The organism is Paraburkholderia sp. BL10I2N1 (assembly GCF_004361815.1).
Lineage (GTDB): Bacteria > Pseudomonadota > Gammaproteobacteria > Burkholderiales > Burkholderiaceae > Paraburkholderia.
Genome location: NZ_SNWA01000001.1, coordinates 4427396 through 4451001 on the forward strand (window position 1 = coordinate 4427396; position 23606 = coordinate 4451001).

Annotated in this window: 19 protein-coding genes and 1 pseudogene; 9 read left to right on the top strand and 11 right to left on the bottom strand. The window is 63.8% G+C overall.

The features are described from left to right. Positions 1-12 precede the first annotated feature (12 nt). Positions 13-2094 carry a pyridoxamine 5'-phosphate oxidase family protein gene (locus B0G77_RS20610; protein ID WP_133663782.1) on the top strand — a complete coding sequence of 694 codons (2082 nt, stop codon included), beginning with the start codon at positions 13-15 and terminating at the stop codon, positions 2092-2094. A gap of 18 nt (positions 2095-2112) precedes the next feature. Here the strand turns inward: B0G77_RS20610 and B0G77_RS20615 are convergent, their stop codons facing one another. The 5 genes from B0G77_RS20615 to ahpC all read right to left on the bottom strand — a co-directional run bounded on the left by B0G77_RS20615 (position 2113) and on the right by ahpC (position 9673). Beyond that, on the bottom strand, positions 2113-2943 hold the full coding sequence (locus B0G77_RS20615; protein ID WP_133663783.1) for an EAL domain-containing protein: 831 nt from the start codon (positions 2941-2943) through the stop codon (positions 2113-2115). A gap of 376 nt (positions 2944-3319) precedes the next feature. Then, on the bottom strand, positions 3320-3724 hold the full coding sequence (locus tag B0G77_RS44380) for a hypothetical protein (protein WP_243751066.1): 405 nt from the start codon (positions 3722-3724) through the stop codon (positions 3320-3322). Next, entirely contained in the window at positions 3705-6881 is a 3177-nt protein-coding gene (locus tag B0G77_RS20625; RefSeq protein WP_133663784.1) for an EAL domain-containing protein, read from the bottom strand. Before B0G77_RS20625 ends, B0G77_RS44380 begins: the two co-directional genes overlap by 20 nt. Before the next feature lie 465 nt (positions 6882-7346). Beyond that, positions 7347-8945 (bottom strand): alkyl hydroperoxide reductase subunit F, encoded by a 1599-nt coding sequence (gene ahpF, locus B0G77_RS20630; protein ID WP_133663785.1) that lies wholly within the window; start codon positions 8943-8945, stop codon positions 7347-7349. A gap of 164 nt (positions 8946-9109) precedes the next feature. Further along, entirely contained in the window at positions 9110-9673 is a 564-nt protein-coding gene (ahpC, locus tag B0G77_RS20635) for an alkyl hydroperoxide reductase subunit C (RefSeq protein WP_133663786.1), read from the bottom strand. Between the two features lie 291 nt (positions 9674-9964). On the opposite strand from ahpC, the gene B0G77_RS20640 reads away from it, so the two are divergent. After that, positions 9965-10381 carry a cupin domain-containing protein gene (locus tag B0G77_RS20640; RefSeq protein WP_133663787.1) on the top strand — a complete coding sequence of 139 codons (417 nt, stop codon included), beginning with the start codon at positions 9965-9967 and terminating at the stop codon, positions 10379-10381. A 148-nt stretch (positions 10382-10529) separates the two neighbouring features. Beyond that, on the top strand, positions 10530-11351 hold the full coding sequence (locus B0G77_RS20645) for an aldo/keto reductase (protein WP_133664222.1): 822 nt from the start codon (positions 10530-10532) through the stop codon (positions 11349-11351). A 21-nt stretch (positions 11352-11372) separates the two neighbouring features. Here the strand turns inward: B0G77_RS20645 and B0G77_RS20650 are convergent, their stop codons facing one another. The 4 genes and pseudogenes from B0G77_RS20650 to B0G77_RS20660 all read right to left on the bottom strand — a co-directional run bounded on the left by B0G77_RS20650 (position 11373) and on the right by B0G77_RS20660 (position 14733). Then, entirely contained in the window at positions 11373-12296 is a 924-nt protein-coding gene (locus B0G77_RS20650; RefSeq protein WP_133663788.1) for a recombination-associated protein RdgC, read from the bottom strand. A 224-nt stretch (positions 12297-12520) separates the two neighbouring features. Beyond that, positions 12521-13751: pseudogene (locus tag B0G77_RS20655) on the bottom strand (MFS transporter). A 178-nt stretch (positions 13752-13929) separates the two neighbouring features. Next, positions 13930-14073: a hypothetical protein gene (locus B0G77_RS43320; RefSeq protein ID WP_166656202.1), complete on the bottom strand. Its 144-nt coding sequence runs from the start codon at positions 14071-14073 to the stop codon at positions 13930-13932. Positions 14074-14193: 120 nt separating this feature from the next. After that, positions 14194-14733, bottom strand: coding sequence for a YbaK/EbsC family protein (locus B0G77_RS20660; RefSeq protein WP_133663789.1), 540 nt, complete (start codon positions 14731-14733; stop codon positions 14194-14196). A gap of 874 nt (positions 14734-15607) precedes the next feature. Between B0G77_RS20660 and B0G77_RS20665 the strand changes: the two genes are divergently transcribed. Together B0G77_RS20665 and B0G77_RS20670 are read left to right on the top strand one after the other, a co-directional pair. Further along, positions 15608-16333, top strand: coding sequence for a cytochrome c oxidase assembly protein (locus tag B0G77_RS20665; protein ID WP_208116440.1), 726 nt, complete (start codon positions 15608-15610; stop codon positions 16331-16333). Further along, on the top strand, positions 16330-16842 hold the full coding sequence (locus B0G77_RS20670) for a CopD family protein (RefSeq protein WP_133663790.1): 513 nt from the start codon (positions 16330-16332) through the stop codon (positions 16840-16842). The genes B0G77_RS20665 and B0G77_RS20670 overlap by 4 nt, the downstream gene beginning before the upstream one ends. Here the strand turns inward: B0G77_RS20670 and B0G77_RS20675 are convergent. After that, positions 16806-17318, bottom strand: a complete 513-nt coding sequence (locus B0G77_RS20675; RefSeq protein ID WP_133663791.1) for a DUF2231 domain-containing protein — start codon at positions 17316-17318, stop codon at positions 16806-16808. The two genes, B0G77_RS20670 and B0G77_RS20675, sit on opposite strands and share 37 nt — an antisense overlap. A gap of 57 nt (positions 17319-17375) precedes the next feature. Here B0G77_RS20675 and coxB point away from each other — a divergent pair, with 57 nt between their 5' ends. Genes coxB through B0G77_RS20695 form a run of 4 tightly spaced genes read left to right on the top strand, consistent with a single transcriptional unit; the run spans position 17376 to position 22300 of the window. After that, on the top strand, positions 17376-18056 hold the full coding sequence (coxB, locus tag B0G77_RS20680; protein WP_243751067.1) for a cytochrome c oxidase subunit II: 681 nt from the start codon (positions 17376-17378) through the stop codon (positions 18054-18056). Continuing rightward, positions 18053-20590 carry a cytochrome c oxidase subunit I gene (ctaD, locus tag B0G77_RS20685; RefSeq protein WP_133663793.1) on the top strand — a complete coding sequence of 846 codons (2538 nt, stop codon included), beginning with the start codon at positions 18053-18055 and terminating at the stop codon, positions 20588-20590. Before coxB ends, ctaD begins: the two co-directional genes overlap by 4 nt. Beyond that, positions 20587-20925, top strand: coding sequence for a hypothetical protein (locus B0G77_RS20690; RefSeq protein ID WP_133663794.1), 339 nt, complete (start codon positions 20587-20589; stop codon positions 20923-20925). Before ctaD ends, B0G77_RS20690 begins: the two co-directional genes overlap by 4 nt. A 49-nt stretch (positions 20926-20974) precedes the next feature. Continuing rightward, on the top strand, positions 20975-22300 hold the full coding sequence (locus B0G77_RS20695) for a ferredoxin reductase family protein (protein ID WP_133663795.1): 1326 nt from the start codon (positions 20975-20977) through the stop codon (positions 22298-22300). A gap of 148 nt (positions 22301-22448) precedes the next feature. Here B0G77_RS20695 and B0G77_RS20700 read toward each other — a convergent pair whose 3' ends face one another. Continuing rightward, positions 22449-23501: a phytoene/squalene synthase family protein gene (locus B0G77_RS20700; RefSeq protein ID WP_133663796.1), complete on the bottom strand. Its 1053-nt coding sequence runs from the start codon at positions 23499-23501 to the stop codon at positions 22449-22451. Positions 23502-23606: the final 105 nt, after the last annotated feature.

Sequence of the window (23606 nt, forward strand, 5' to 3'; positions counted from 1 at the left end):
GGAGCCGCCGTCATGACTGATGTTGCACACATCCAATCTGCGTCACCCTGGCACGCCGGCGAGCTGACGCTCCAGAAGAAGGTCGGCGTCGACAAACGCCTGGACGAGGTGGGCCACCGCGTGATCCGTGACCATATGCCGGAGCAGCATCGCGGGTTCTATCCGCTGCTCGCCTACGTCGTGCTCGGTTCGGTCGATCAGGCCGGCGACGTGTGGGCCACGCTGCGCGCGGATCAGCCGGGTTTTCTGCAGTCGGACGATCCGCGCAGCCTGCGCGTCGGCAGCGCACGCGATACAGCGGACCCGGCCGATAGCGGCATGGAGAACGGCGATGCGGTTGCCCTCCTCGGCATCGATCTCCTCACGCGGCGACGCAACCGGCTGAACGGCGTGATCCGGCGCGGCAGACCGGAATCATTCGATCTGCGCGTCATGCAGAGCTACGGCAACTGCCCGCAATACATCCAGTTGCGCGACTTCGAGTTCACCCGCAACCCCACCGCGCCGTCGCCGTACGAACCGGAATACGCCAATACGCTCGATGAGCGCGCCCGCGCCGTGATCGGCGCGGCCGATTCGTTCTTTGTCGCCACGTACGTGGATCGCGACGACGGCGCAGGCCGGCAGGTTGACGTCTCGCATCGCGGCGGCAAGCCGGGCTTTGTGCGTATCGGCGACGACGGCGTGCTGACGATTCCCGATTTCGCGGGCAATCTGTTCTTCAACACGCTCGGCAACATTCTGGTGAATCCGAAGGCCGGCCTCGTCTTCGCTGATTTCGACAGCGGCGACCTGCTGCAACTGACGGGCGACGCCGAAGTTGTGCTCGATTCGCCGGAAATTGCCGCGTTTCAGGGCGCTGAACGGCTGTGGCGCTTCCGCACGCGGCGTGCGGTGTTTCGCCGTGGCGCGCTGCCGCTGCGCTGGGTGACGCGACGCGATGGCGCCTCGCCGAATTCGCTGATGACGGGTAGCTGGGACGAGGCGGCGAGGCGTCTGAAAGCCAGCGCGACAGCCAATACATGGCGCGCGCTGCGGGTGACGAAGGTCGTCGACGAAAGCAGCACCATCCGCTCCTTCCATCTCGAAGCGACCGATGACACCGGGCTGGTGCCGCACGCGGCGGGCCAGCATCTGCCCGTGCGCGTCACGCTTCCCGGCGGCGACAGGCCGGTGCTGCGCACGTACACGCTTTCGGTTGCGCCCACCGACCGGGCCTATCGCATCAGCGTCAAACGCGAGGGAAGCGTCTCGCGCCATCTGCACGACACGCTGCATGTTGGCGACACGATCGAGGCACGCGGCCCCGCCGGCGACTTCACGATCGATCCGGCCGAACGCAGGCCAGCCGTGCTGCTCGCGGCGGGCGTTGGGATCACGCCGATGCTGGCCATGTTGCGTCATATCGTCCGCGAGGGAATCCGCACACGCAGGGTCCGCCCGACCTGGCTGATTCAGGCGGCGCGTAGCCTCCCGGAGCGTGCTTTCGACAAGGAAATCGCCTCGCTTATGACCATGGCCGACGGCGCCGTCCACGTGCTTCGCGTCCTGAGCCAGACCGACGGCGCGCTCGAGGATCGCGACTATGAGGCAGCAGGCCACGTCGATGTGGCACTGCTCAAGCAGGCGCTGCCCTTCGATGACTACGACTTCTACCTGTGTGGCCCGTCGGCGTTCATGCAGAACCTGTATGACGGACTGCGCGGATTGAACGTTGCAGACGCGCGCATCCACGCGGAGGCGTTCGGCCCCGCCTCGCTGCGCCGCACGCCCGACGCCGGCGCACCGGTCGAGCCGGCGCGTCTTCCTGCCAGCAAGCCGGTTCCGGTCGCGTTTGTGAAGTCGGGAAAGGACGCGCACTGGACACCCGGTTCGGGAACGTTGCTCGAACTCGCCGAATCGCGTGGCCTGTCGCCGGAATTCAGTTGCCGCGGTGGAAGTTGCGGAACCTGCCGGACGCGGATTCTCGAAGGCGCCGTCACGTATCCGGTGGCGCCCGCGACCCACGTGGCGAACGACGAAGCGCTCATCTGCTGCGCGGTTCCGGCCGAAGCGGAAGACGGTGAACCAGCGCGCCTGCAACTCGATCTGTAGGTGTGGCCAGCGACGGCTTCACACCACGCTGTCCACGTGCCCGGGAACGCACGACAGGTCGCGCATCGGACGCGAGAAGTAGTAACCCTGCACGAGCACGTTCGGCCACCGTGCGAGCCACTGCGCCTGCGCCGCGGTCTCGACGCCTTCGACCACGATGAACACGTCGAGCCCTTCGAGTAGCGAAAGGATGCCCGACACGACGGTCTCCGCACGCTGGCACCCAGGCGCTGCCCCCAGCAGCTCGCGCGCGAGCTTGACCGTGTCGACATCGAAGGCGCTCAGGAGCGCGAGCGACGAATAGCCGGTGCCGAAGTCGTCGATCGCGAGACGGATACCGGACTGGCGCAGCGGTTTCGTCAGTGATTTCGTCGCCAGGATTTTTGCGGTGTCTTCTGTTTCTGCGAGTTCGATTTCGAGCAGGTCCATCGACACGCCGTGTGAGCGTGCGATACGCTCGAATTCCTCGGCAAAGTGCTCGTAAGCGGCTACTGAAGGGGGCACGTTGATGGCGACCGGGCACACGGTCTGCCCCGCGCGCAGCGCGCGGCCCAGCTGGCAGCACGCGCTGTCGATCACGAACCAGGTCAGTTGCAGCGCGACCTGCGGGTTTTTCAGCACGACGAGGAACGCCTCCGGCAACAACAGGCCGTAGTCGGGATGCATCCAGCGAATCAGCACTTCGATGCGCGACAGGCCTCCGGTGCTGATTTGGTAGATACCCTGAAACGCCAGATGAAACTCGCCCGCGGCGAGCCCCAAGGAGACCCGCCGTTCTAAATCGGAAAACGGAATGGCTGCGGCACTTTGGGGTGCCGACGCATCCTTGTGGTCGTCATTCACTTGCATGGGTACGCGTTGGCCGGGAAGTTGAGTGTTTTGTCAGTCCACATACCACCGCACGTTCCGTACCAGGCGACGCATGCGCGCCTGCAAGCGAGCAGGCGCGCGCCTCGCGGGCACGCCTTCTGGGCGAGACCGTTCCGCCGAATCAATCGAGCGTTCGTAAATGTTTCACCTGCGTAACGTGACGCGAAGTGACCGCGACGCCAGTGTCGTGTCATTGTCCACGTCGGTGAGGTTATCGTTCCCCGCACCAGCGCATCACTGTCTACGCTTACGCCGTGGCGCCCGCCCTGCTCACTCGGCTTCCTGGGTGCACCACCGCATCCACTCTGAAGTGATGCGGCAGCATAGACCGTTAGTTGCGTTTGTAACCAGACCACTACTTCGCAAACAGCGACGCCATCTCGGCAAACGCCTTGATCTCGATGGCATTGCCCGACGGATCGGGGAAGAACATCGTTGCCTGTTCGCCGACTTCGCCCTTGAAGCGGATGTGCGGCTCAATGAATCCGTGGGCGGCGCCCGTCGAGAATGCGATCAGGACATTGGGCGAACTGCTGAGCGAGTTGAGCGCACGGCGCGAGTGATCATGCAGATGCGGGCCGCCGCGCAGCACCGCTTCGAGATAGGTCAGCATGTGCTGCCAGGGAAGTTCCTCGCGCAGCAGCAATTCATCATCATCTACCCGTCGATGATGGATCTGCGGGAGCCTGCAAAGAAGTAGCAGTTGACGAATATTCGAGGGCAGCAGTGAAGCGGTGCTGTCAGGCCACCTCCCGCTCATTCGACCAACACCACAGTTCCTCGGGCGATAGCGCCCGCGCATACAGGAAGCCTTGCAGTTCATCGCAGCCGATTCCGCGCAGGATCTGCGCCTCGTGCTCGCTTTCGACGCCTTCCGCCACGACACGCAGCCCAAGTTCATGTCCCAGTTCGATGATCGCCTTGATGATCGCCAGATCCGCCGGCGCGTCAAGCATGTCGTGCACGAAGGCGCGGTCGATCTTGAGCCGGTCGAGCGGGAAGCGGTTCAGGTAGCTGAGGCTCGAATAACCGGTGCCGAAGTCGTCGAGCGACAGCTTCACACCGAGCGCACGGATCGCCCTGATCGCCTCCAGGTAGTTTTCGGCGCTATCCATCAGCACGGTTTCGGTGATTTCGAGTTCGAGCAGTTCTGGCGGCACCCGGTGCGTCACGAGGCTGCGCCCGAGCGTCTCCAGCAGATCCGGCGCACGTAGCTGGATTGCCGACAGGTTGATCGACACGCGGATATCCAGCAGATCCTGGCCGCGCCATTGCGCGATCTGACGGCAGGCTTCATCGATGACCCACGCGCCGATCGGAATGATGAGGCGCGTTTCTTCCGCGACCGGAATGAACTGCGCCGGGGTAACCGTACCTATTTGCGGACTGTTCCAGCGCAACAATCCCTCGACCCCAACCAGTTCGCCCGTGCGTGCATCGACGCAGGGCTGATACGCAAGCCGCAGTTCCTTCCGCTCGATCGCGGTGCGCAGACACGCTTCGAGTGCGAGGCGATAGCGCGCGTGCTCGGCCATGTCGGGTGAGAAGAACTTGACCAGGTTGCGCCCGGCCGCCTTCGCCTGATACATCGCCGCGTCGGCGTTCTGCATCAGCGTTTCGATGTCGTGTCCATCTTCCGGATAGAGCGCTACCCCGATGCTGCATGACACCTGCAAGGTCATGCCGCCGATTTCGTGCGGTTCGCGCACGAGCGGAATCAGACGCTCGTCGAGTGTGCGCGCGACGTCCGCCGCGTTGGTCACGCCGCTCAGAATGACCGTGAACTCGTCACCGCCCAGCCGGCTCACCGTATCGTTGGTGCGCACTGCCTGCAGCAGCCGTCGCGACACGGAGCGCAGCAGGCCGTCGCCGATATGGTGGCCGAGCGAGTCGTTGATGATCTTGAAGCGGTCGAGATCGATGAAGAGCACGGCCACGCGCTGCCCCGTAATCTGCGCATTGCCCAGCACCACGCCGAGCCGTTTGGCGAACAGCGCACGGTTCGGCAGTTCCGTCAGCACGTCGTGCTCGGCGAGGAACTGGATGCGCGCTTCGCTCTTTTTGCGGTCGGTGATATCAATCAGCGTGCAGATGTAATGCGACACGCTGCCCCGTTTGTCGCGTACCGCGCTGATCATCAGCCACGCCGGATAGTCGCCGCCCTCGCGCCGGCGCACCTGGGCCTCGCCATGCCACGTGCTCGACCGGTCGACCAGCGCCGCGACGCCCGGGATCACCGCTTCGCCGCCCGGGCCGCCGATGATGAATGCGGGCGGCTTGCCGGCGACATCGTCGGCGCGATAGCCCGTCGCGCGATGGAACGACGCGTTGGCCGTCACGAAGCGGCGTTGGTCGTCGAGGATCACGATCGCCTCCGACGAGGCTTCGAACACCTTCCCCCACAGTTCGAGCCGCTGCTCCATCAGCTTGATCTGGTTGATCGGCGTGAATGCTGTCAGCACGGCATCGCGTCCCTGGAAATTCAGACGACGCGCGGACAGCATCGCCCAGGTCGGTTCCGCCGTGGCCTTCCAGCGCACTTCGAATTCGTCCACCGCGTCGCGATCGGACAGTTGCTGAAAGAAGCGCGCGCGCACGGCCGAATCGAGACCGAAAGCCCATGGGTCGATCCCGCAGCCGTTCAGCCAGTAGAGCGCCGGCTTGTTCGCGTGCAGCACTTCATGGCCGGGAATCGCGGTGACCACCATCGGCACCGGTGTCGCTTCGACGAGGGCGTGCTGCGCCGCCGACGCCCGCGCGCTAGCGGCCAGTTCCTTTTGCACATCGCGTTCGCGGTCGAGCTGTTCGAGCATTTCGTTAAAGCCCGTCACCAACTGACCGATTTCATCCTGGCTGTGCCAGCGGGCCCGCAGCGAATGGTCGCCGGTACGGCGCACGGTATCCATCACGCGCGCCAGATGGCGCAATGGCCGCGAAATCTGCTGGGCGACGAAGTACACCATGCCGAGAATGCCGCACAGAAGAAAGAGCGCCGTGCCGAGATGAAGCCACATGCGCTGGAACAGACCGCGCACCCGCGCACGCAACAGTTCGTCCAGCTGGGTCCCGGTGTCGCTCCAGGCCTGCTGCACACGGCCCGCCAGCGCCTGCTGCGCGTCGTCGACCGCGCGCAGCATGGCAGGATCGGCGGCCCCTCCGCTGTCCACCACCACGCGCGCAACGCCGCGATACGCTTCCACTGCGGCACGCATCTCTTCGACCGACGGCCTGAGCGTTACGTCGAGCGTGTGGTTGGCCGCGGTCGCTTCGTCGAGGTCGGAGCGCAGCCCTTGCAGCACCGCGTCGAGCTGCCCTTCGAGCACGAGATAGCGCGTACGCATTTCTTCATGCACCGACGACGCGCGCGGCTGGCTGTGCAGTTGCCGTCCAATGCGGTTGACGGAATCGAGCAACGCCGGATAACGCAGGATCGACAGCGACATCGAGTAGTAGCTGTCGAGATCGGGGTCGAGAATCAGATTGGACTGGTTGCCGACCCGCGTGACGAGTTCGCGGCAGGCGTCGAGCGCGTCATCGACCGCGGCGGCGCGCGGGTGCGGTTGCTGTGTGAGAACTTCGAGCGCCGCGCGCACGCGCTGGTTGAGCGCGGCGCTTTCCATGTTCGCGCCGTAGCGCCCTTCGGCTTTGGCAAGACCGTCCGCCGCCTGGTCGAACGAGGCCGCCGAAGGAGGCTGGCCCGCCCCGGCAAGCGCCACGTCGACGAGCGCATCGCGCACGGTTCTGACGTAGGCATTGCCGACGATCTCCTTGTTCGAGAAATCGATGGCGAGGTATTTTTCGTGGATCAGAATGCCGCTGATGTAGACGACCGCAGTCAGATCGAGCAGATAGATCAACAGCAGTTTTCTGCCCACGCGAAGACGCGCGAGCAGCCGGAAAAAGAGATTGCGCTTCATAGGGTGGGCCGCGTCCTCACCTGGATGATCGGTGACGGCATGCACGATCCCCTCGCGCGTGATGCTGGATCAGCGCTCACGCGCAACGCCGAATGTTCCACAACCGACCTCCAACGAAAGAAACCCCAAAGCGCAATGCTGGCCGCACAGAATGGAAAACCGCTTGACTGTCAGGCATATCGGCGTCTCGAACCTCTTCTTTAAGCTTTGCCGGATATTCACTATCCCGGTGCGATGGTGCGACACACGGGTGCAGAAAACGCGCGACTGCGTGCGTGCATTGCACCTTCAGCAGGCAGCCGGACAACAGGCCGAGGCGCGTCTCACGCACCGTTGGCCGACTGCAAACTTACATCAGACAAAAAGCAGAAAGGCGCGTGATGCACAACGTTTTTCAACGTCGCACATCACGCGCCCTTTGACCTGCAGCGGAGCTGCAGCCTCTGGCAATACTCGCCTGGCAGATCAGCCTGCGACCAGCGCTTCCTCCGCGCTTTCGATCACCTCTTCGTCTTCGATGGTGTTGCGGATCAGGTGATCGAACGCACCAAGCGATGCCTTCGCGCCCTCGCCCACGGCGATCACGATCTGCTTGAACGGCACCGTGGTCACGTCGCCCGCGGCGAACACGCCAGGCACCGACGTCGCGCCCTTCGCGTCCACCACGATCTCACCATGCTTCGACAGTTCGACCGTACCCTTGAGCCATTCCGTGTTCGGCACGAGGCCGATCTGGACGAACACACCTTCAAGTTCGATTCGCTTCGTTTCGCTCGAACGCAGATCCTTGTAGACGAGGCCGTTGACCTTCTTGCTGTCGCCGGTGATTTCAGTGGTCTGCGCCTGGGTGATAACCGTCACATTGGCGAGGCTGCGCAGCTTGCGTTGCAGCACTTCGTCCGCGCGCAGCTGGGCGCCGAATTCGATCAGCGTGACTTCACGCACGATGCCGGCCAGATCGATGGCCGCTTCGACGCCCGAGTTGCCGCCGCCGATCACGGCCACGCGCTTGCCCTTGAAGAGCGGACCATCGCAGTGCGGGCAATACGCAACGCCATGGTTACGATACTCACGCTCGCCCGGTATGTTGATTTCGCGCCAGCGGGCGCCGGTTGCCAGCACAATGCTCTTGGCCTTGAGCACGGCACCGTTCGCAAGACGCACTTCGTGGATGCGTCCCGGAATCAGCGCTTCGGCGCGCTGGACGTCCATGATGTCGACGTCGTAACTTTTCACATGCTGTTCGAGCGCAGTGGCGAACTTCGGTCCTTCCGTTTCCTGCACCGACACAAAATTCTCGATAGCGAGCGTGTCGAGCACCTGGCCGCCGAAGCGCTCAGCGACGACCCCCGTCTTGATGCCCTTGCGCGCCGAGTAGATCGCCGCCGCCGCACCGGCCGGCCCACCGCCGACGATCAGCGTATCGAACACCGGCTTCGTCGCCAGTTCCTTCGCCGCCCGTGCGCCTGCGCCAGTGTCGAGCTTCGCGAGGATCTCCTTCACACCACTGCGGCCCTGGCCGAACACGTCGCCGTTCAGGAACATCGTCGGCACGGCCATGATCTGGCGCGACTCGACTTCGTTCTGGAACAGCGCACCGTCGATCGCCACGTGACGGATGCGCGGATTGATCAGCGCCATCACGTTCAGCGCCTGCACGACTTCCGGGCAGTTCTGGCACGACAGCGAGAAATACGTTTCAAACTGATAGTCGCCGTTGAGATTGCGGATCTGTTCGATTACCGCATCGTCGAGCTTGACCGGATGGCCGCCCACCTGCAGCAGCGCCAGCACGAGCGACGTGAATTCGTGGCCCATCGGAATGCCGGCGAAGCGGATGCCCGTGTCCCTGCCCGGCTCGCCGATCGAGAACGACGGCTTGCGTTCGTCGTCGCTGCGACGCTCGATCACACTCACGCGCGCCGACAGCGAAGCGATATCGGTGAGCAATGCCAGCAGTTCCTGCGATTTGGCGCTGTCGTCGAGCGAAGCGATGATCTCGATCGGCCGGCTGACCTTCTCGAGGTACGTTTTCAACTGGGTCTTGAGGTTGGCGTCCAGCATGGCTATTCGATTCCGTAGCGAGAGTTGGGTGCGTTCGCCCGCGTCGCGGGGGGCATGAAGAAGGAACAGGGAACGTTTGGGCCGCGCTGGCGAAAGCCGCGCGGCCGCCCGCACGAAGATGCGCCATCCACCGGATGGCGCGTGATGCTTCAGGCTTGATACGCTTAGATCTTGCCGATCAGGTCGAGCGACGGCGTCAGCGTTTCAGCGCCCGGCGTCCACTTGGCAGGGCAGACTTCACCCGGATGCGCCGCGATGTATTGCGCAGCCTGCACCTTGCGCAGCAGCTCGCCGGCGTCGCGGCCAATGCCGTTATCATGGATTTCGCACAGCTTGATCTCGCCTTCCGGGTTGATCACGAACGTGCCGCGCAGCGCCAGGCCTTCTTCTTCGATCAGAACGTCGAAGTTGCGCGAGATCGCCAGCGTCGGATCGGCGATCATCGGATACTTGATCTTCTGGATCGTGTCCGACGTGTCGTGCCATGCCTTGTGCGTGAAGTGCGTATCAGTCGACACGCTGTAGATTTCCACGCCCAGCTTCTGGAATTCGGCGTAACGATCGGCCAGGTCGCCCAGTTCGGTCGGGCAGACAAACGTGAAGTCGGCCGGGTAGAACACGACGACCGACCACTTGCCCTTGAAGTTTTCTTCAGTGACGGGCACGAAATCGCCGTTGTGATACGCGGTTGCCTTGAAGGGTTTGATCTGGCTGTTGATGATCGGCATTTGCTGCGTCCTCTTTTTGCGTGGTTGAGAAAGTGAGGAGAGTATGTCGGCGGATACTTCATAGATGAAGTTGATTATCTATATGGCAGTGATTGGTAATTGCTATTCGTCGTATGAGTCGCGCTTTATCGGGCAGCCAGGGAGCAGGCTCAGGCCTGCGGCGTAGAATTTTGTGTCGTCAGGCGAGAGCGCAGCGCCGCTGCGCCTCGTCAGCCGCGAGTCAAGGCTGCCACCCGCGCTGGCGCGTGACGCCGCACCTCCGACCCAGGCTTCCGGCCACCAGGAGCGCACATGAACACCCCTTCACAGGATGCGAAACCCACCGTAATCAAGGTCCGGCCCGAGCGCGAGATTCTCACGCGCCAGCGCCTGCCCTACTTCGTCGGGCTGTCGGCGACCACCGCGGGCACGCAAGGGCTGTCGATGTATCTCGTCGTCGTGCCGCCGGGCGGCCATGCCGAAGCGCATAGTCATTGCGGCTACGAGACCGGTATCTACGTGCTGGAGGGTCGTGTCGAGACGAGATATGGACCTGGGTTGCGCGAGTCGGTAGTGACCGAAGCCGGCGACTTCCTGTTTATTCCGCCGGGCGTGCCGCATCAGCCGTTCAACCTGAGCGACACGGCACCGGCCAAAGCGATCGTCGCCCGCAACCAGCCCGACGAGAACGAACAGGTGCTACCGTACGATCCTGCCGATGAGCAATAGGCGCGACACACCGCCCGTCAAGCCTCGTGGACGTGACCTCTGCGAAGATCGACGGGCATTCCTGCGTCTTGGCGCGGGCGCAGCTGCGCTCGCATCGCCGTTCGGCCGTTTCGCACTCGCGCAAGCGCCGGCTCCGGGAGCGCAGATCATGAACAGACGCCCGGTTCCCAGTACCGGCGAAAAGCTACCGGTCGTCGGCTGCGGCACCTGGCGCACGTTCGACGTCGGCGATGACGAGGCCGCTCACGCAAGGCTCGCCGATGTGCTGCGCGTGCTGTTCGACGCCGGCGGCTCGGTGATCGACTCATCGCCGATGTATGGATCGTCTGAGGCCGTGACGGGCGCGCTGCTGACCCGGCTATCCGCGCATCAGAAGGCGTTTGTCGCGACCAAGGTCTGGACGCAGGGCCGCGATGAAGGCATCGCGCAGATGGAAGCATCGATGCGAAAGCTGCAGCAGCCACGCATCGATCTGATGCAGATCCACAATCTGGTCGACTGGCGCACTCAGCTCGCGACGCTGCGGGACTGGAAAGCGAGCGGCAGGATACGCTACATCGGCATTACGCACTACACGCCGAGCGCGTTCGGTGAGGTGGAAACGATCATGCGCTCCGAAAAAATCGACTTCGTGCAGATCGATTATTCGGCCGACGACCGCGACGCGGAAGAGCGCATCCTGCCAGCGGCCAAAGAACGAGGCATCGGCGTGGTGATCAATCAGCCCTTCGGTGGCGGCAGCCTGCTCGCGCGGCTGCGCGACCGGCCGTTGCCGGGCTGGGCGCAGGAAATCGACTGCACGAGCTGGGCACAGGTTCTGCTCAAGTTCGTGCTGGCCCATCCGGCGGTCACGTGCGTCATCCCCGGCACAGGCCGTCCCGAGTACATGACCAACAACGTGCGCGCCGGCTTCGGCCATTATCCGGACGACGCGCTACGCAGGCAGATCGTCGCGGCTATCCGTACCTGACTGCCCGGCCGCCGTTGACGCTCAGGCGGCAGCCGCCTGCGGCATCGCATCGCCCTGCTCGCCGCCGAGTGCTTCGACGATGTCGGCAAACATGCGGCCGAGTTCGAGCGTCATCAACGTGAAGTCGGAATCGAAGCGCTCGTCATCGTTTTGCGCGGTGGGATCCGACGCGTCCTTGACCACGTCGAGCGGCGTCACGCGCTTGATGGCCAGAGACGGCGTGAGAACAAACGACACCCGGTCGTTCCATGTCATCGCAAGACGCATGCACTGCTTGCCTGCCTCGATGTGCCGGCGCATGTCGTCGGCTTCGAGCGCGTGGCCCACGTAGCGCACCGTCGCGTTGCCCTCGGCGGCTGAACGCAGCTCGGCATCCTGATCCAGCGTGAAGCCGCCCGGCGCCTCGCCGGAAAGCACCCAGTCGGTCATCGCCGCGACCGGCGACTGCGCAACGCGCACGCTCGCGAGCGGCAACGGGTCGATCGATTTGACGAGCAGCCCGAGCACGTCGTCGCCCAACGTCGGCGAAGCGGCATCGATGACGAGCCAGCCGTTCACCGTATCGATCCACACGCGCGTATCGCGACGGATGCTGAATGCACGCGGCAGCAGTTCGTCGGTGACCTGCTCCTTGAGTTCGCGCAGCTGTTTGCGGCCGGGCTTGTAACCCTGCTGCTCCTCGATTTCGAGCGCGCGCGCCTTGGTGACCTGATTGACGACGGAAGCGGGCAGCAGTTTCTTTTCCGAGCGAAACGTCAACAGCATCTGGCGGTTGATCGAGTAGACGAGCGCGCCATCATCGCGCGGCGACGCCCAGCCGTGACGCTGCATCTCGACGCTGCTGCCGGGCTGGAAAGCGTGCGGCGCGAGCCACTTTTCGAGTTGCTCAGGCGTGACGGACCAGGGGGCAGAAAGACGGTGAAGCTGAAGGTTCTTGAACCACATGGTATGAGCGCAGGCAAAGCGCCACATTCTATATGAGAGCTGCGCGGGATCTGAATGAGATCTGTGCAGGCGTTACACGAGACCTGAATGAAACCCATGCAGTATCCGCAGTGAAATCGACGCGGGCGCTGCGCCAACGCACCTCGCGCGATCGGTCACGTGCGACTCATACGTCGTTCTCGCATTGGCGCATGAGCCTGCCTGAATGTTGCATGAGGCGCGGCCTAGTGCTCCAGTGACTGCGTACGCGCCAGCTCGGGAAAGATCCGCATCCACAGCAACGCTATCGCGATCGTCGCAATACCGCCCACCAGCACCGCTGGCTTCGCGCCCCACCACCCGGCCGTGAGCCCCGACTCGAACTCGCCAAGCTGATTCGACGTGCCGATAAAGACTGCGTTCACCGCACTCACACGGCCGAGCATTTCATCGGGCGTGCGCAGTTGCACGAGCGAAAGTCGTACGACGACGCTGATGACGTCGGCGGCACCGAGCGTCGCCAGTGCCGCGAGCGACAGCAGAAAATGATGCGACAGCCCGAATACGATGGTCGCGGCGCCGAACGCGATCACACCGCCGAACATCGCCATGCCCGGGCGCCTGCGAAGCGGAAAGTGCGCAAGCCAGACCGTGCCCGCGAGCGCACCGACCGCCGGCACCGAGCGCAGCAACCCCAACCCGAGCGGGCCCATCTGCAACACATCGCGCGCGAAAATCGGCAGCAACGCCGTGGCGCCGCCGAACAGCACCGCGAACAGATCGAGCGACAGCGCACCGCGGATCACCGGCTGCCGCCGGATGAACGCGATCCCCGAGAACACCGACTTGAGGGTGACAGGCGCGCGCGGCCGGTTTCGTCTGGAGCGGAATCGACCAGACGAGCGTCGACGCCGCAAGGAACGCCACCACGCAGGCGATGTACACCGCACTCACTCCGACGCCATACAGCAGGCCGCCAAAAGCCGGCCCGAGAATCTGCGCCGCCTGATTCGCCGAGGTCGACCACGCGGTGGCGTGCGGGAGTTCAGCGCGCCCCACCACGCCCGGCAGCAGCGAAGCCACCGACGGCGACTCGAACGCCCGGGCCGCACCGACCAGCGCCGCCAGCGCATAGATCGCCGGCGCGGCGAGCCAGCCGCCGAGCGTGCCGAGCAGGAACGCGAGCGCGACCATCGCTTCGACGCCCTGACAGATCGCGGCAACACGCCTGCGGTCGTAGCGGTCGGCCACATGGCCGACGACGAGCGTCAGCGCGAACATCGGCAGGAACTGCGCGAGACCCACAAGTCCGAGGGCGAAGGCACTGTGGGTCAGCGCGTAGATATGCCAGCCGATCGCGACAGCCAGCATCTGGAACGACAACGACGAGAGCACGCGCGCGGACCAGAAACGCTGAAACGCGACGGAGCGTATCAATCGGCCCTGGGCGGGCAACGGAGAAGGTTGGCTTGTCATGCAGCTATCAGACCGGTTGTCGGCAGGTTGTTTTTGTGTCGAAACAGCTGACACTTTGACTGAAGGCGGCGGCCACCTGTAGTCATGGGTGGCGATTGGCAAGAACGGGGGGACCGCGTGAAACGACGCGGCCCCGCACGAGGCGGGGCCGGTTCAGCAGTTCGCCTGGCAGTTCGCCTTAGTGGCAGCGCTTTTCCATGTGATGATGGATGCGCACCTCATGGCATTCGCGATGATGGTGATGATAATCGTTGGCGAACGCCTGCGAGACGCTACCGAAACCGGCTACAACGACTGCAACTGCTAGCAAAACCTTCTTCATTACACATCCTTCAAACGGGAACGGGGGATGCGCATGCTACCAAAAGGCACATTACGATTTGCTAACCGGAGGGGCTGGCCGCGCCATGGAACGCTGTGGCGCCAACTCGCCCCACGTGGTTCAGACAGCGGGAAAAGTGAGACTCGCGATCTCGCAGTCAGGCAACTGCCGCAGAACGGCAGGCGCCAGCAGCAGCTTGGCCGCACGCACGCCTGCGCCCATGGCGACCTGCGAGCGGTCCATCACCGCGGCGTCGACCAGAACGCGCCAGCCGGCGGGCAAGCCGAACGCCGTGATCCCGCCGAACTCCATGCCGCTGTGTTCGACCGCGACTTCCCGCTTTGCAAACGACAGTCGCTGTGCGCCGAGACACGCCTTCACGGCGCCATTGATATCGAGGCGCAGCGATCCCAATGTCACGACGGCCGCGTACTGCTCCGTGCCGTCTTTCCTGTAGCGAAGGACGATCGTGTTGGCGCAGTCCTCGAGGCCAAAGCCGTACCGCGCGCTGAATTCTGCTGTATCCGACGCGTCGTCGCTAACCGAAAACGCGACGACTTCCCGCGCCGGCAGGCGCGCCACGACCTCGGCAGGAAGATGATCGGAGAGTTGCTCTGCTGGAATCACATCCAGCTTCTGTACGAGTTCGTGTGAGTGCATAGATGACAACGTTGGGCTGGTCCGACTTCGCATTCTAGCGGCTGGGGTGATTCTGCGTCAGCGCTGGATACCAGACGTCCGCGATCTTCGCCGAAGGCTATGCGGCTGGTTGCATGCCGCGCCCGTCAGCCGCATGGCGCTGCCTCACGTAATGACAGGCTCTCGCACCGGGATTTCTGTTGTCCAATCACCGCGACGGGACAGACAGAAGAGCGGCATGAGTGCAAGGCAAGGCAATGTAGGGTTGAGAGAGGTATGGTTAATCGGGGTGAAAGAATTGGAAAGCTAATAAAAACCTTCGATTCTTCGTTATCCTCTATTTTTCGGAATCGTCTTGTAGAAGGGCACCCCTGCACCTGCCGATACTATGAACGTCGATACTATCGACGTTCTTACCTCCGTAGACCGGCGCAGAGGCGTTTCCCCCTCAGTCGCCGTCGTTGGCCCCGCTCCGGCAGAGCGGGGCTTTTTTTGTCTGGAAACCTGATCCCGGACCACTGCGAAACGGAAGCACGACGGACCACCAATCACACGATGCAATTTCCGCCTCGACACCAACAGCTTTCAACAACAACGGTGGCGCAACTGCAGGCCTCGTCAACAGTTACGACACGGTAGCAGGATGCGCTCCGCCCATGAATCACCGCCAGTATTCAAACACCGCTTAACTGCGGCGTAAATCCGATGGAGGTCATGGCGCGCTGTCAGGCTCCGGTTGTCAGCCATCATCAGACTGCAAGCTAATTCGGCGTACATAGCTCCACATTTGCCCGATCTGTCTGCTACTATCACTTCAAATTAACAGGTCTCTTCAAACTCGCGGGTGATCGCTGCGTTGCAGCGGGGTTGGACACCGGAGAAAGGACATCGTGTTATGCCAGACGCCATGATCGCGTACTGCGGCCCCGCCGCAGTACCGGATGATTTCTGGGTTCGCTGGAATACCGATCCGCTGCTGATTGCAGTGCTCGCTGCCCTGGCGATTATGGTGGCTCGCGGTCGCTCGGCCGATGCACGAGCGGGCTGGGTCGCGATTGCACTGATGGTCGTCGTGTTTGTCTCACCCCTTTGCGCACTGTCGTCGGCACTGTTTTTGGCGCGGGTGACTCACCACATTCTTCTCGTCACCGTCGTGGCCCCTCTGCTGGTGCGGGCCTTTCCGCTACGACGCATCGGCTCTCCTCCGCTCGTTGCGCTGGTTACCGCACATGCGCTCATCCTGTGGGTCTGGCACGCGCCGGGACCTTATGCTTTTGGCCTCGCCAGTGTGCCAGCCTACTGGCTGATGCAGATATCGCTCCTTGGGAGTGCCTGGTTCATGTGGCGGGCCATTCTTGCCCCTTCGGCGACAACCGGCGCGGCATTGATGGCACTCGTTGCAACAATCGGACAGATGGGTTTGCTTGGCGCGTTGATCGTCTTCGCACCCGAGCCGCTGTATGCCGTGCATTTCTCGAACACCGCCCCCTGGGGGCTCACTCCGCTTGCTGACCAGCAACTTGCCGGACTCCTGATGTGGGTGCCGGCCATGCTGCCTTATCTCGGCGTGGGACTCTGGCTCGCCTGGTCCAGCCTCCGGCACAGCGAGCCCGCACTGTGACGACCTTCCTCAAGTTCGTTCACCTCGCGGCGATCGCGCTCTGGTCGGGCGGCCTGATCGTGTTGCCGCTCCTGTTCTGGCAGCGCAGGACGCTGCCGGCCGGACCGGATCTCGACCGCCTGCACCGCATCACGCGGCTGGTCTACGTGGAGCTGACCTCGCCTGCCGCCTTCATCGCCATCGCGAGCGGCACGGCGCTGATCTTCCTGCAGACGACTTTCGTGGAATGGTTCTCCCTGAAGATGGTGCTGGTCGGCATCATGGCGATGCTGCACGTCGTCGCCGGCCTCGTGCTGCTGCAGCTGTTCCTGCCTGACGGCCACTTCGGCCGGCTCTCCTGGCTGGCGCTGACGATCGCCTATGTCGTGGTCATCGTCGCGATCATCTGGGTCGTGCTAGCCAAACCGCATATCGATTCGAACCAGTTCGCCCCGCATCTGTTCGAGCCCGGCGGACTCGCCCGATGGCTGCATCATTCCTTCGGCGAAACCAGAATGCCAACGCCATGATCGAACACGAGCTTGCCTCCGTGCCAGCCGGCGAAGCCGGTCATCACCGACGCGATTGCCGACAGTGCGAGGCCATGCGGCAGGATGCCCGCAGGGTCGGTCAGGCGCAGGCCCCAGTTGGCCGCCGCGATAGCGACGAGCGTCATCGCGGCCACCGCGTGGGACCAGCTGGCCTCGCGCAGGCGGATGCCGCGCACGAGCAGCAGTTCGGCCGTGCCGGCGACGCTTGCGGCCACGCCGCTCCAGAACGCGAAGCCGGCGGCCCACAGGCCCGCCCTCACCCAGAAGGGATCGCCCGACCACCAGTAGATGACATCGACACCGAGCGTGGCGACCACGAACGCGATCGGAAAATGCACCATCATCACGTGGATCGGATGCCCGACGAGGGCGACTGCCGAACCGGCATCGAGCCGCAACAGTTCCAGCAGGACCTGACTCTGGGGTTCCTTTCCGGTATCGCCTTTCTTCGCCATGGTTCTGGTCCCTCACACCGGATACGGCATCCGTTGAACCATCATAGCTGCTGGCACGTGACGGTCCAAGCCGGATTGACTGCAGCGCTCTGCGGCTGCAGCGGCCCGCTGTCGACACTCGCCCCGTCCGGGCCGGCCGCGTCGTCGATTGCGGCGCTCTGGTGGGTCATGCTGGTCGGCTCGGCCGTGCTCTTCACGCTGGTGCTCGTCCTCTTCCTGCTGGTGTTCCGGCGTCCGGGCTGGGGCTCGGGCATCTCGCCCGCGCGCTGGATTGTGCTGGGCGGCCTCGTTCTGCCGGCCGTCATCCTGCTGCCGTTGATCTCCTATGCCTTGCTGGCCGGCGAGCGGCTCCTGCCGCTGCCGGGCAAGACGCCGCCCCGCATCGAGGTCGTGGCCCGCCAATGGGTCTGGACCTTTCGCTATCCCGACCAGGGGGGCGTCGCGACGCAGAACGTCTTGCACCTGCCTGCGGGCACGCCCGTGGACATCGTCGTCACCAGCGAAGACGTCATTCATTCGTTCTGGATACCGCGCTTTGCCGGCAAGATCGACGCGGTGCCCGGGCATGAGACCCGGCTGCGGATCGAGGCGGATCAGCCGGGCCAGTACGAAGGGCTATGCAACCAGTTTTGCGGTCTCGGGCACGCGGGGATGCATTTCACCGTTGTCGTCGATCGTCCTGAGGACTACTCTGCCGCGCTCTCCGAGGCGGCCGCCACTGCCGGGGTAAAAAAATGAGCGTGCCCATCGAGCCGCCGTCAGAAGGCGTCAAGGCCCTGCGGCTGCACCGCCAGCTTGCCGCGATCTGGGACACCGGGCCTGGACTGCATCGTCTTGCCGCGGTCAACCATTCGGTGATCGGCATGCGCATGATGATCACCTCGTTCGTGTTCTTCGCGATCGCCGGCGTGCTCGGCATGCTGACCCGCGTTCAGCTCGCGACACCTCACGCCGCCTTCATGGACGCCGAGACCTACAACCAGGTCTTCACGATGCACGGGTCGATGATGCTGTTCCTGTTCGCCATCCCGATGGTGGAAAGCTTCGCGGTCTACCTGACGCCGAAGCTACTCGGCTCGCGCGACTTCGCCTTTCCCCGGCTGACGGCCTATGGTTACTGGTGCTACCTCCTCGGCGGCACGATTCTGACCGTGTCGTTGCTCGCGAGGGTCGCGCCCAACGGCGGCTGGTTCATGTACACGCCGCTCAGTTCCAACGTCTACACGCCGGGGATCAACGCCGACGTCTGGCTGCTCGGCGTGACCTTCGTCGAGATCTCGGCGCTGTCGCTCGCGATGGAAATCGTCGTCTCGATCCTGAAGATGCGTGCGCCCGGCATGTCACTCGACCGCATGCCGATCTGGGGCTGGTACATCCTCGTGACGGCGATGATGATGATCGTGGCCTTTCCGCCGCTGATCCTCGGCTCGATCCTGCTCGAGATCGAGCGCGCCTTCGACCTGCCTTTCTTCGACCCGAGACGCGGCGGCGATCCGCTCCTCTGGCAGCATCTGTTCTGGCTGTTCGGCCACCCGGACGTCTACATCATCTTCCTGCCGATGGCGGGCGTGCTGTCGACGATCATCCCGGTCTTCGCCAACCGGCCGCTCGTCGGCTACCGGGCTATCGTCGTCGCGATCATTGCGCTTGCGTTCCTGAGCTTCGGCATCTGGGTGCATCACATGTTCACGGTGGGCATCCCGCATCTCGCGCTGGCGTTCTTCTCCGCGGGCTCGGCGATCGTCGCGGTGCCCACGGCGGTGCAGTTCTTCGCGTGGCTCGCGACGCTCTCGCACGGCAGGCCGCGCTGGGACGTGCCGATGCTGTACGTGTTCGGCTTCTTCTTCGTCTTCACGGCCGGCGGCCTGACTGGCGTCATGCTCGCCATGGTGCCGTTCGACTGGCAGGCGCACGATACCTATTTCGTCGTCGCCCATCTGCACTATGTGGTGGCCGGCGCGCTCGCCTTCCCGATGCTCGCGGCGTTCTACTACTGGCTGCCGTTGCTGACCGGGCGCACCGCCGTGCACCGGCTGTCGGTGTCGGCCTTCTGGCTGGTCTTCATCGGCTTCAACCTGACTTTCTTCCTGATGCACCTGACGGGCCTCCTCGGCATGCCGCGGCGGGTCTTCACCTATCGCGGCGACGAAGGCTGGAACTGGCTCAACCTGCTGTCTTCGGTGGGCGGCTTCGTCATGACGATCGGCTTCGCGCTGGTGGCGATCGACGTCATCGTGCAACTGCGCTACGGGCGACGCGTGCGGCGCAATCCATGGGGCTCGGAAACGCTGGAGTGGGCCATGCCAAACCCGCCGGCACCGTATGCCTTCGCGTCGATCCCGCATGTCGGGAACGACAACGGGCGCGTCGCACCTGGAGAGCTGGCGGTGTCCCTGGCGCGAGGCGAAGGCTATCTGGGATTCACGCGCAACGGCTGGCAGGAAACGATCGGCGTGCACATGACCTCCGGCGAGCCGGATCAACTGATCGTGCTGCCGCGCGCGACCTATCTGCCGCTCTTCACCGCGCTCGTCACGGCGATGGCGGTGCTGGCGATGCTGTTCAAGTTCTATCTGGTCTCCCTTGCCTTCGCGCTGGTGACGATCGGGCTGTTCATCTTCGCCGGGCAGAGCGCCGGTCTCGCACGCGACTACGGCCCGCTGCCCGTCGGCCACGGCGTTAGTGTGCCGCCTCATACCGAGGTAACGGACTCGCCACCGAGGCTCGCGCTGATCTGCACGCTGGTCGCCAATGGCACACTTTTCACATCGCTGATATTCGGGACGTTCTATCTCTGGATCGCGGCGCCGAACTGGCCGGCGGCGATGTCGCCAACGCCGAACCGCCTGCTCGTGCTCGTCGCTGTCGTCGCGCTCGCCATTGCGGCGGCCGCGGCGCGCGGATCGCTGCGCGCCGCCGCTGGCGGCAAGGCCCCGCACGGCTGGATCGGACTCGCCGTACTGGCGCTTCTCGCGGCCATCGCAGCGGACGTCGGACTGATCGCCGGCGTCACCCCGCATCCGCGCGAGCATGCGCTCGGTGCGACCGCCGCCGCGCTGCTCGGCTATGTCGCGCTGCACGCGGGCATCGGCCTGCTGTTCCTCATCAGCAACCTTCTGCGCCTTGGCGCCGGCTTCATTTCACCCCGCCGGCTGACGGACCTGCGCCTCACTCGCCTATGGCTCGACTATACGGTGGCGACAGGGATCATCGCGCTAGCCCTCGTGCTCGCGCTGCCCGCGCTCGTGGCAATGCTGGGAGCACGGCCATGAACGGGCGTCCAGTTCCACCACGGCGGCTCTGGTGGCTCTCGGCAGGCTTCGCCGTCTGGTGCAGCGCCCTGATCGTGCTGTACGCGCTGCACGCGATCGGCTGTGCGTTCGGCTGGTCGGCCGGGCCGCTGCGCCTTACCCTTACGGTCGTGCTGGTGGTGCATCTGGTCGTGATCGGCTGGATGTGGCGCAATCTGGCGGCGCCCGGCTCGAACCCCGACTCCGGGCAGACCGGCACGTTCCTGCGCACCGTGGTCATCTGGACCGTGATCGCGGCACTGGCTTCCACCATCATCACATTCGCGCCGTCGCTTCTGCTCAGCACGTGTATCTGATCAGCGAGTGTCCGGCACCCCCGTTGCCGCGCGGAGGAAGGTGATCTCAATGCCGTTTCGCGATCTCTTGAACAAGGCCGTCTGGGCCGCTATCTATCTGCTCTTCATCCTCGCACCGCTGTTCGCGCTTCTGGCGGGCAGGCTGCCACCCAGCCGCGACTTCGGCACGGAGTTCTCCGTGGCGATCGGCTATTCGGGTCTCGCGATGATGGGGCTGCAATTCGGCCTCACGGCGCGCTTCCGGTACGTCACCGAGCCATGGGGCGAAGACGTGATCTATCACTTCCATCGGCGGATCTCGCTGCTGGCGGTCGGCCTCGTCGTTACGCATCCGCTCATTCTGTTCGCCATCGGCTCGAACAAGCTCGCGATGCCTGAGTCCATCCGGGATGTGCCATGGGGCGCCCGCTTCGCCATGCTGTCGATCTGTTCGCTTATCGCGCTCGTGGTGATGGCGTTGTGGCGCACGAAGCTGCGCATCCGCTACGAAATCTGGCACCTCACGCATATCGTGCTGGCTGTGGTCGCGGTAGCCGCAGGCATGCTGCACATGGCGGGCTGGGGCTTCTATCTGATCGATCCGTGGAAGCGGGCCTTGTGGATCGGCATGACGGTCTTCTGGATCGGGCTTCTGCTTTACGTGCGCATCTTCAAGCCGCTGTTCATGCTGCGTCGCCCCTATCGCGTCGCCGGGTTGCGCACGGAACGCGGCGACACGGCAACGCTCGTGATGCGCCCCGACGGTCATCCGGGATTTCGCTTCAAACCAGGCCAGTTCGGCTGGCTGACGCTGTGGGGCAGCCCCTTCCGGATCACCGGGCACCCGTTCTCGTTCTCGTCGAGCGCCGAGGCCGCGGATGGGCGCGTCGAAATGACGATCAGGAACCTGGGCGATTTCACGAGCGCCATCCCGAAGGTGGCCGTCGGGCAGCGCGTCTATCTCGACGGGCCGTACGGCGCATTCACGATCGGCCATCCAGCCGACATGCATGTGCTGATCGCAGGCGGCATCGGCATCACGCCGATGATGAGCATGATCCTGACGCTAGCCGACCGCGGCGACAAACGCCCTTTGATCCTGCTCTACGGCGGCAAGGACTGGGAATCGCTCACGTTCAGGGAAGAGCTGGAGGCGCAGAAGGCGCGACTCGATCTGACGATCGTCTACGTGCTATCCAATCCGCCGGAAGGCTGGACCGGAGAACGTGGGCGCATTACCGCCGATGTGTTCAGGCGACATCTGCCGCCGCGGTACGCCGATCACGAATACTTCATCTGCGGGCCGAACGTCATGATGGATGCCATCGAGGCGGCACTGGGCCAGATGCAGGTACCGATCTCTAAATACCACTCCGAACGTTACAGTTTCGTCTAGGAGACTTTCGATGCGTCGCCTGCTCGCAGACCGTCTGGCTCTTGCCACCGGCATTGTCGTGGTCCTGTTGTCGCTGCTGTTCGCCATCCTGCGCGTGGCGCGTGGTTAGCGCGACTCATGGGTAGGGACACGGCGGCCGGCCCGCCCGTCAGGCTTCAAGGCGGGCTTCGATTCTTGCAATGAGCCGTTCCGTCCAGATACGTACCAGCGCGTTTGATGGCGCGAGCGGCACTGAGCACGCGATGAGCTGATATACGCCGTTGCGTTTTACCTTGGAGACTCTTTCCGGATCCAGCCAGTCGTCGTTATGGACGAGGAGCAGCAGCGTCTCCAGCCCGATGAGAATCGGCCACAAACACGCCAGCCGCAATCGAACCGAGAAACCGGGAATGGCAAGCGTGTACTCCACCGCCTCACGGTAGTGATCCATGGTCTTCCGGACAAGTTCGAACAGGAGCGGCTGCGCGCGAGCGGAATTGGCCGGCGCCATAAGATCTTGCGGACTCAGGCCGAAGCGCTCGAGCATGGCAGACGGGAGGTAACAGCGACCGATGCGCAGATCCTTGCCGCAGTCGCGCAGAACATTCGTCATCTGCAGCGCCTTGCCAAAGCGCACGCCACGGTCCAGCATCGTCGCGGACTCCTCCTTCAGTGTGCCCGGCATGTGCGCATAGGTCATCCTGGTCCAGAATTCCCCCACGCATCCGGCGACGAGGTAGGTGTACCGATCGAGCTCTTCCCATTCGCGAAGCGCGACAGTCCGCCCCGAACGTTCATCGGGGAAAGTGCGCAGATCGAATTCCATGCCCTCGGTCAGGGTCGACACGATTTCGCGTACCGCCCGCCGATCCGTGTCGCTCAATTGGGCCAATACCGCGAGCGCAGGTTCGAGCGACTCGAGCAGGATCTTTTCGTCCGAGTGCGTCTGCTGCCCCGCCACTTCCACGGCCATACGCTTCATCAAGGCCTCGTCGCCTCGCGCCCCGTTCACCTGATCGCGAAGCGACAGGAGCAACTCCAGGCGCTGTTCCGGCGGGATCAGCGACGTGTCGGCAATCGTGTCCGCGGCGCGTGCCAGAAGATACGCGAGGCCGATCGGATCGCGCATGCCGACAGGCAGTATGCGCAGCGTCAGATAGAAAGAGCGTGAAACACCTTTCAGTAGCGGGCCGAGAAGGAAGGCCCGGGCGGGATTAGGCATGGATGGAATCAGGTCGGTATTGGGCAAGTGTGGCGCAGCCGGATTGTATCTGGCAAATGGCTTGCGCCCGCTTTGGCCTGGCCTCCACGTCAGAATTCGCGAGCG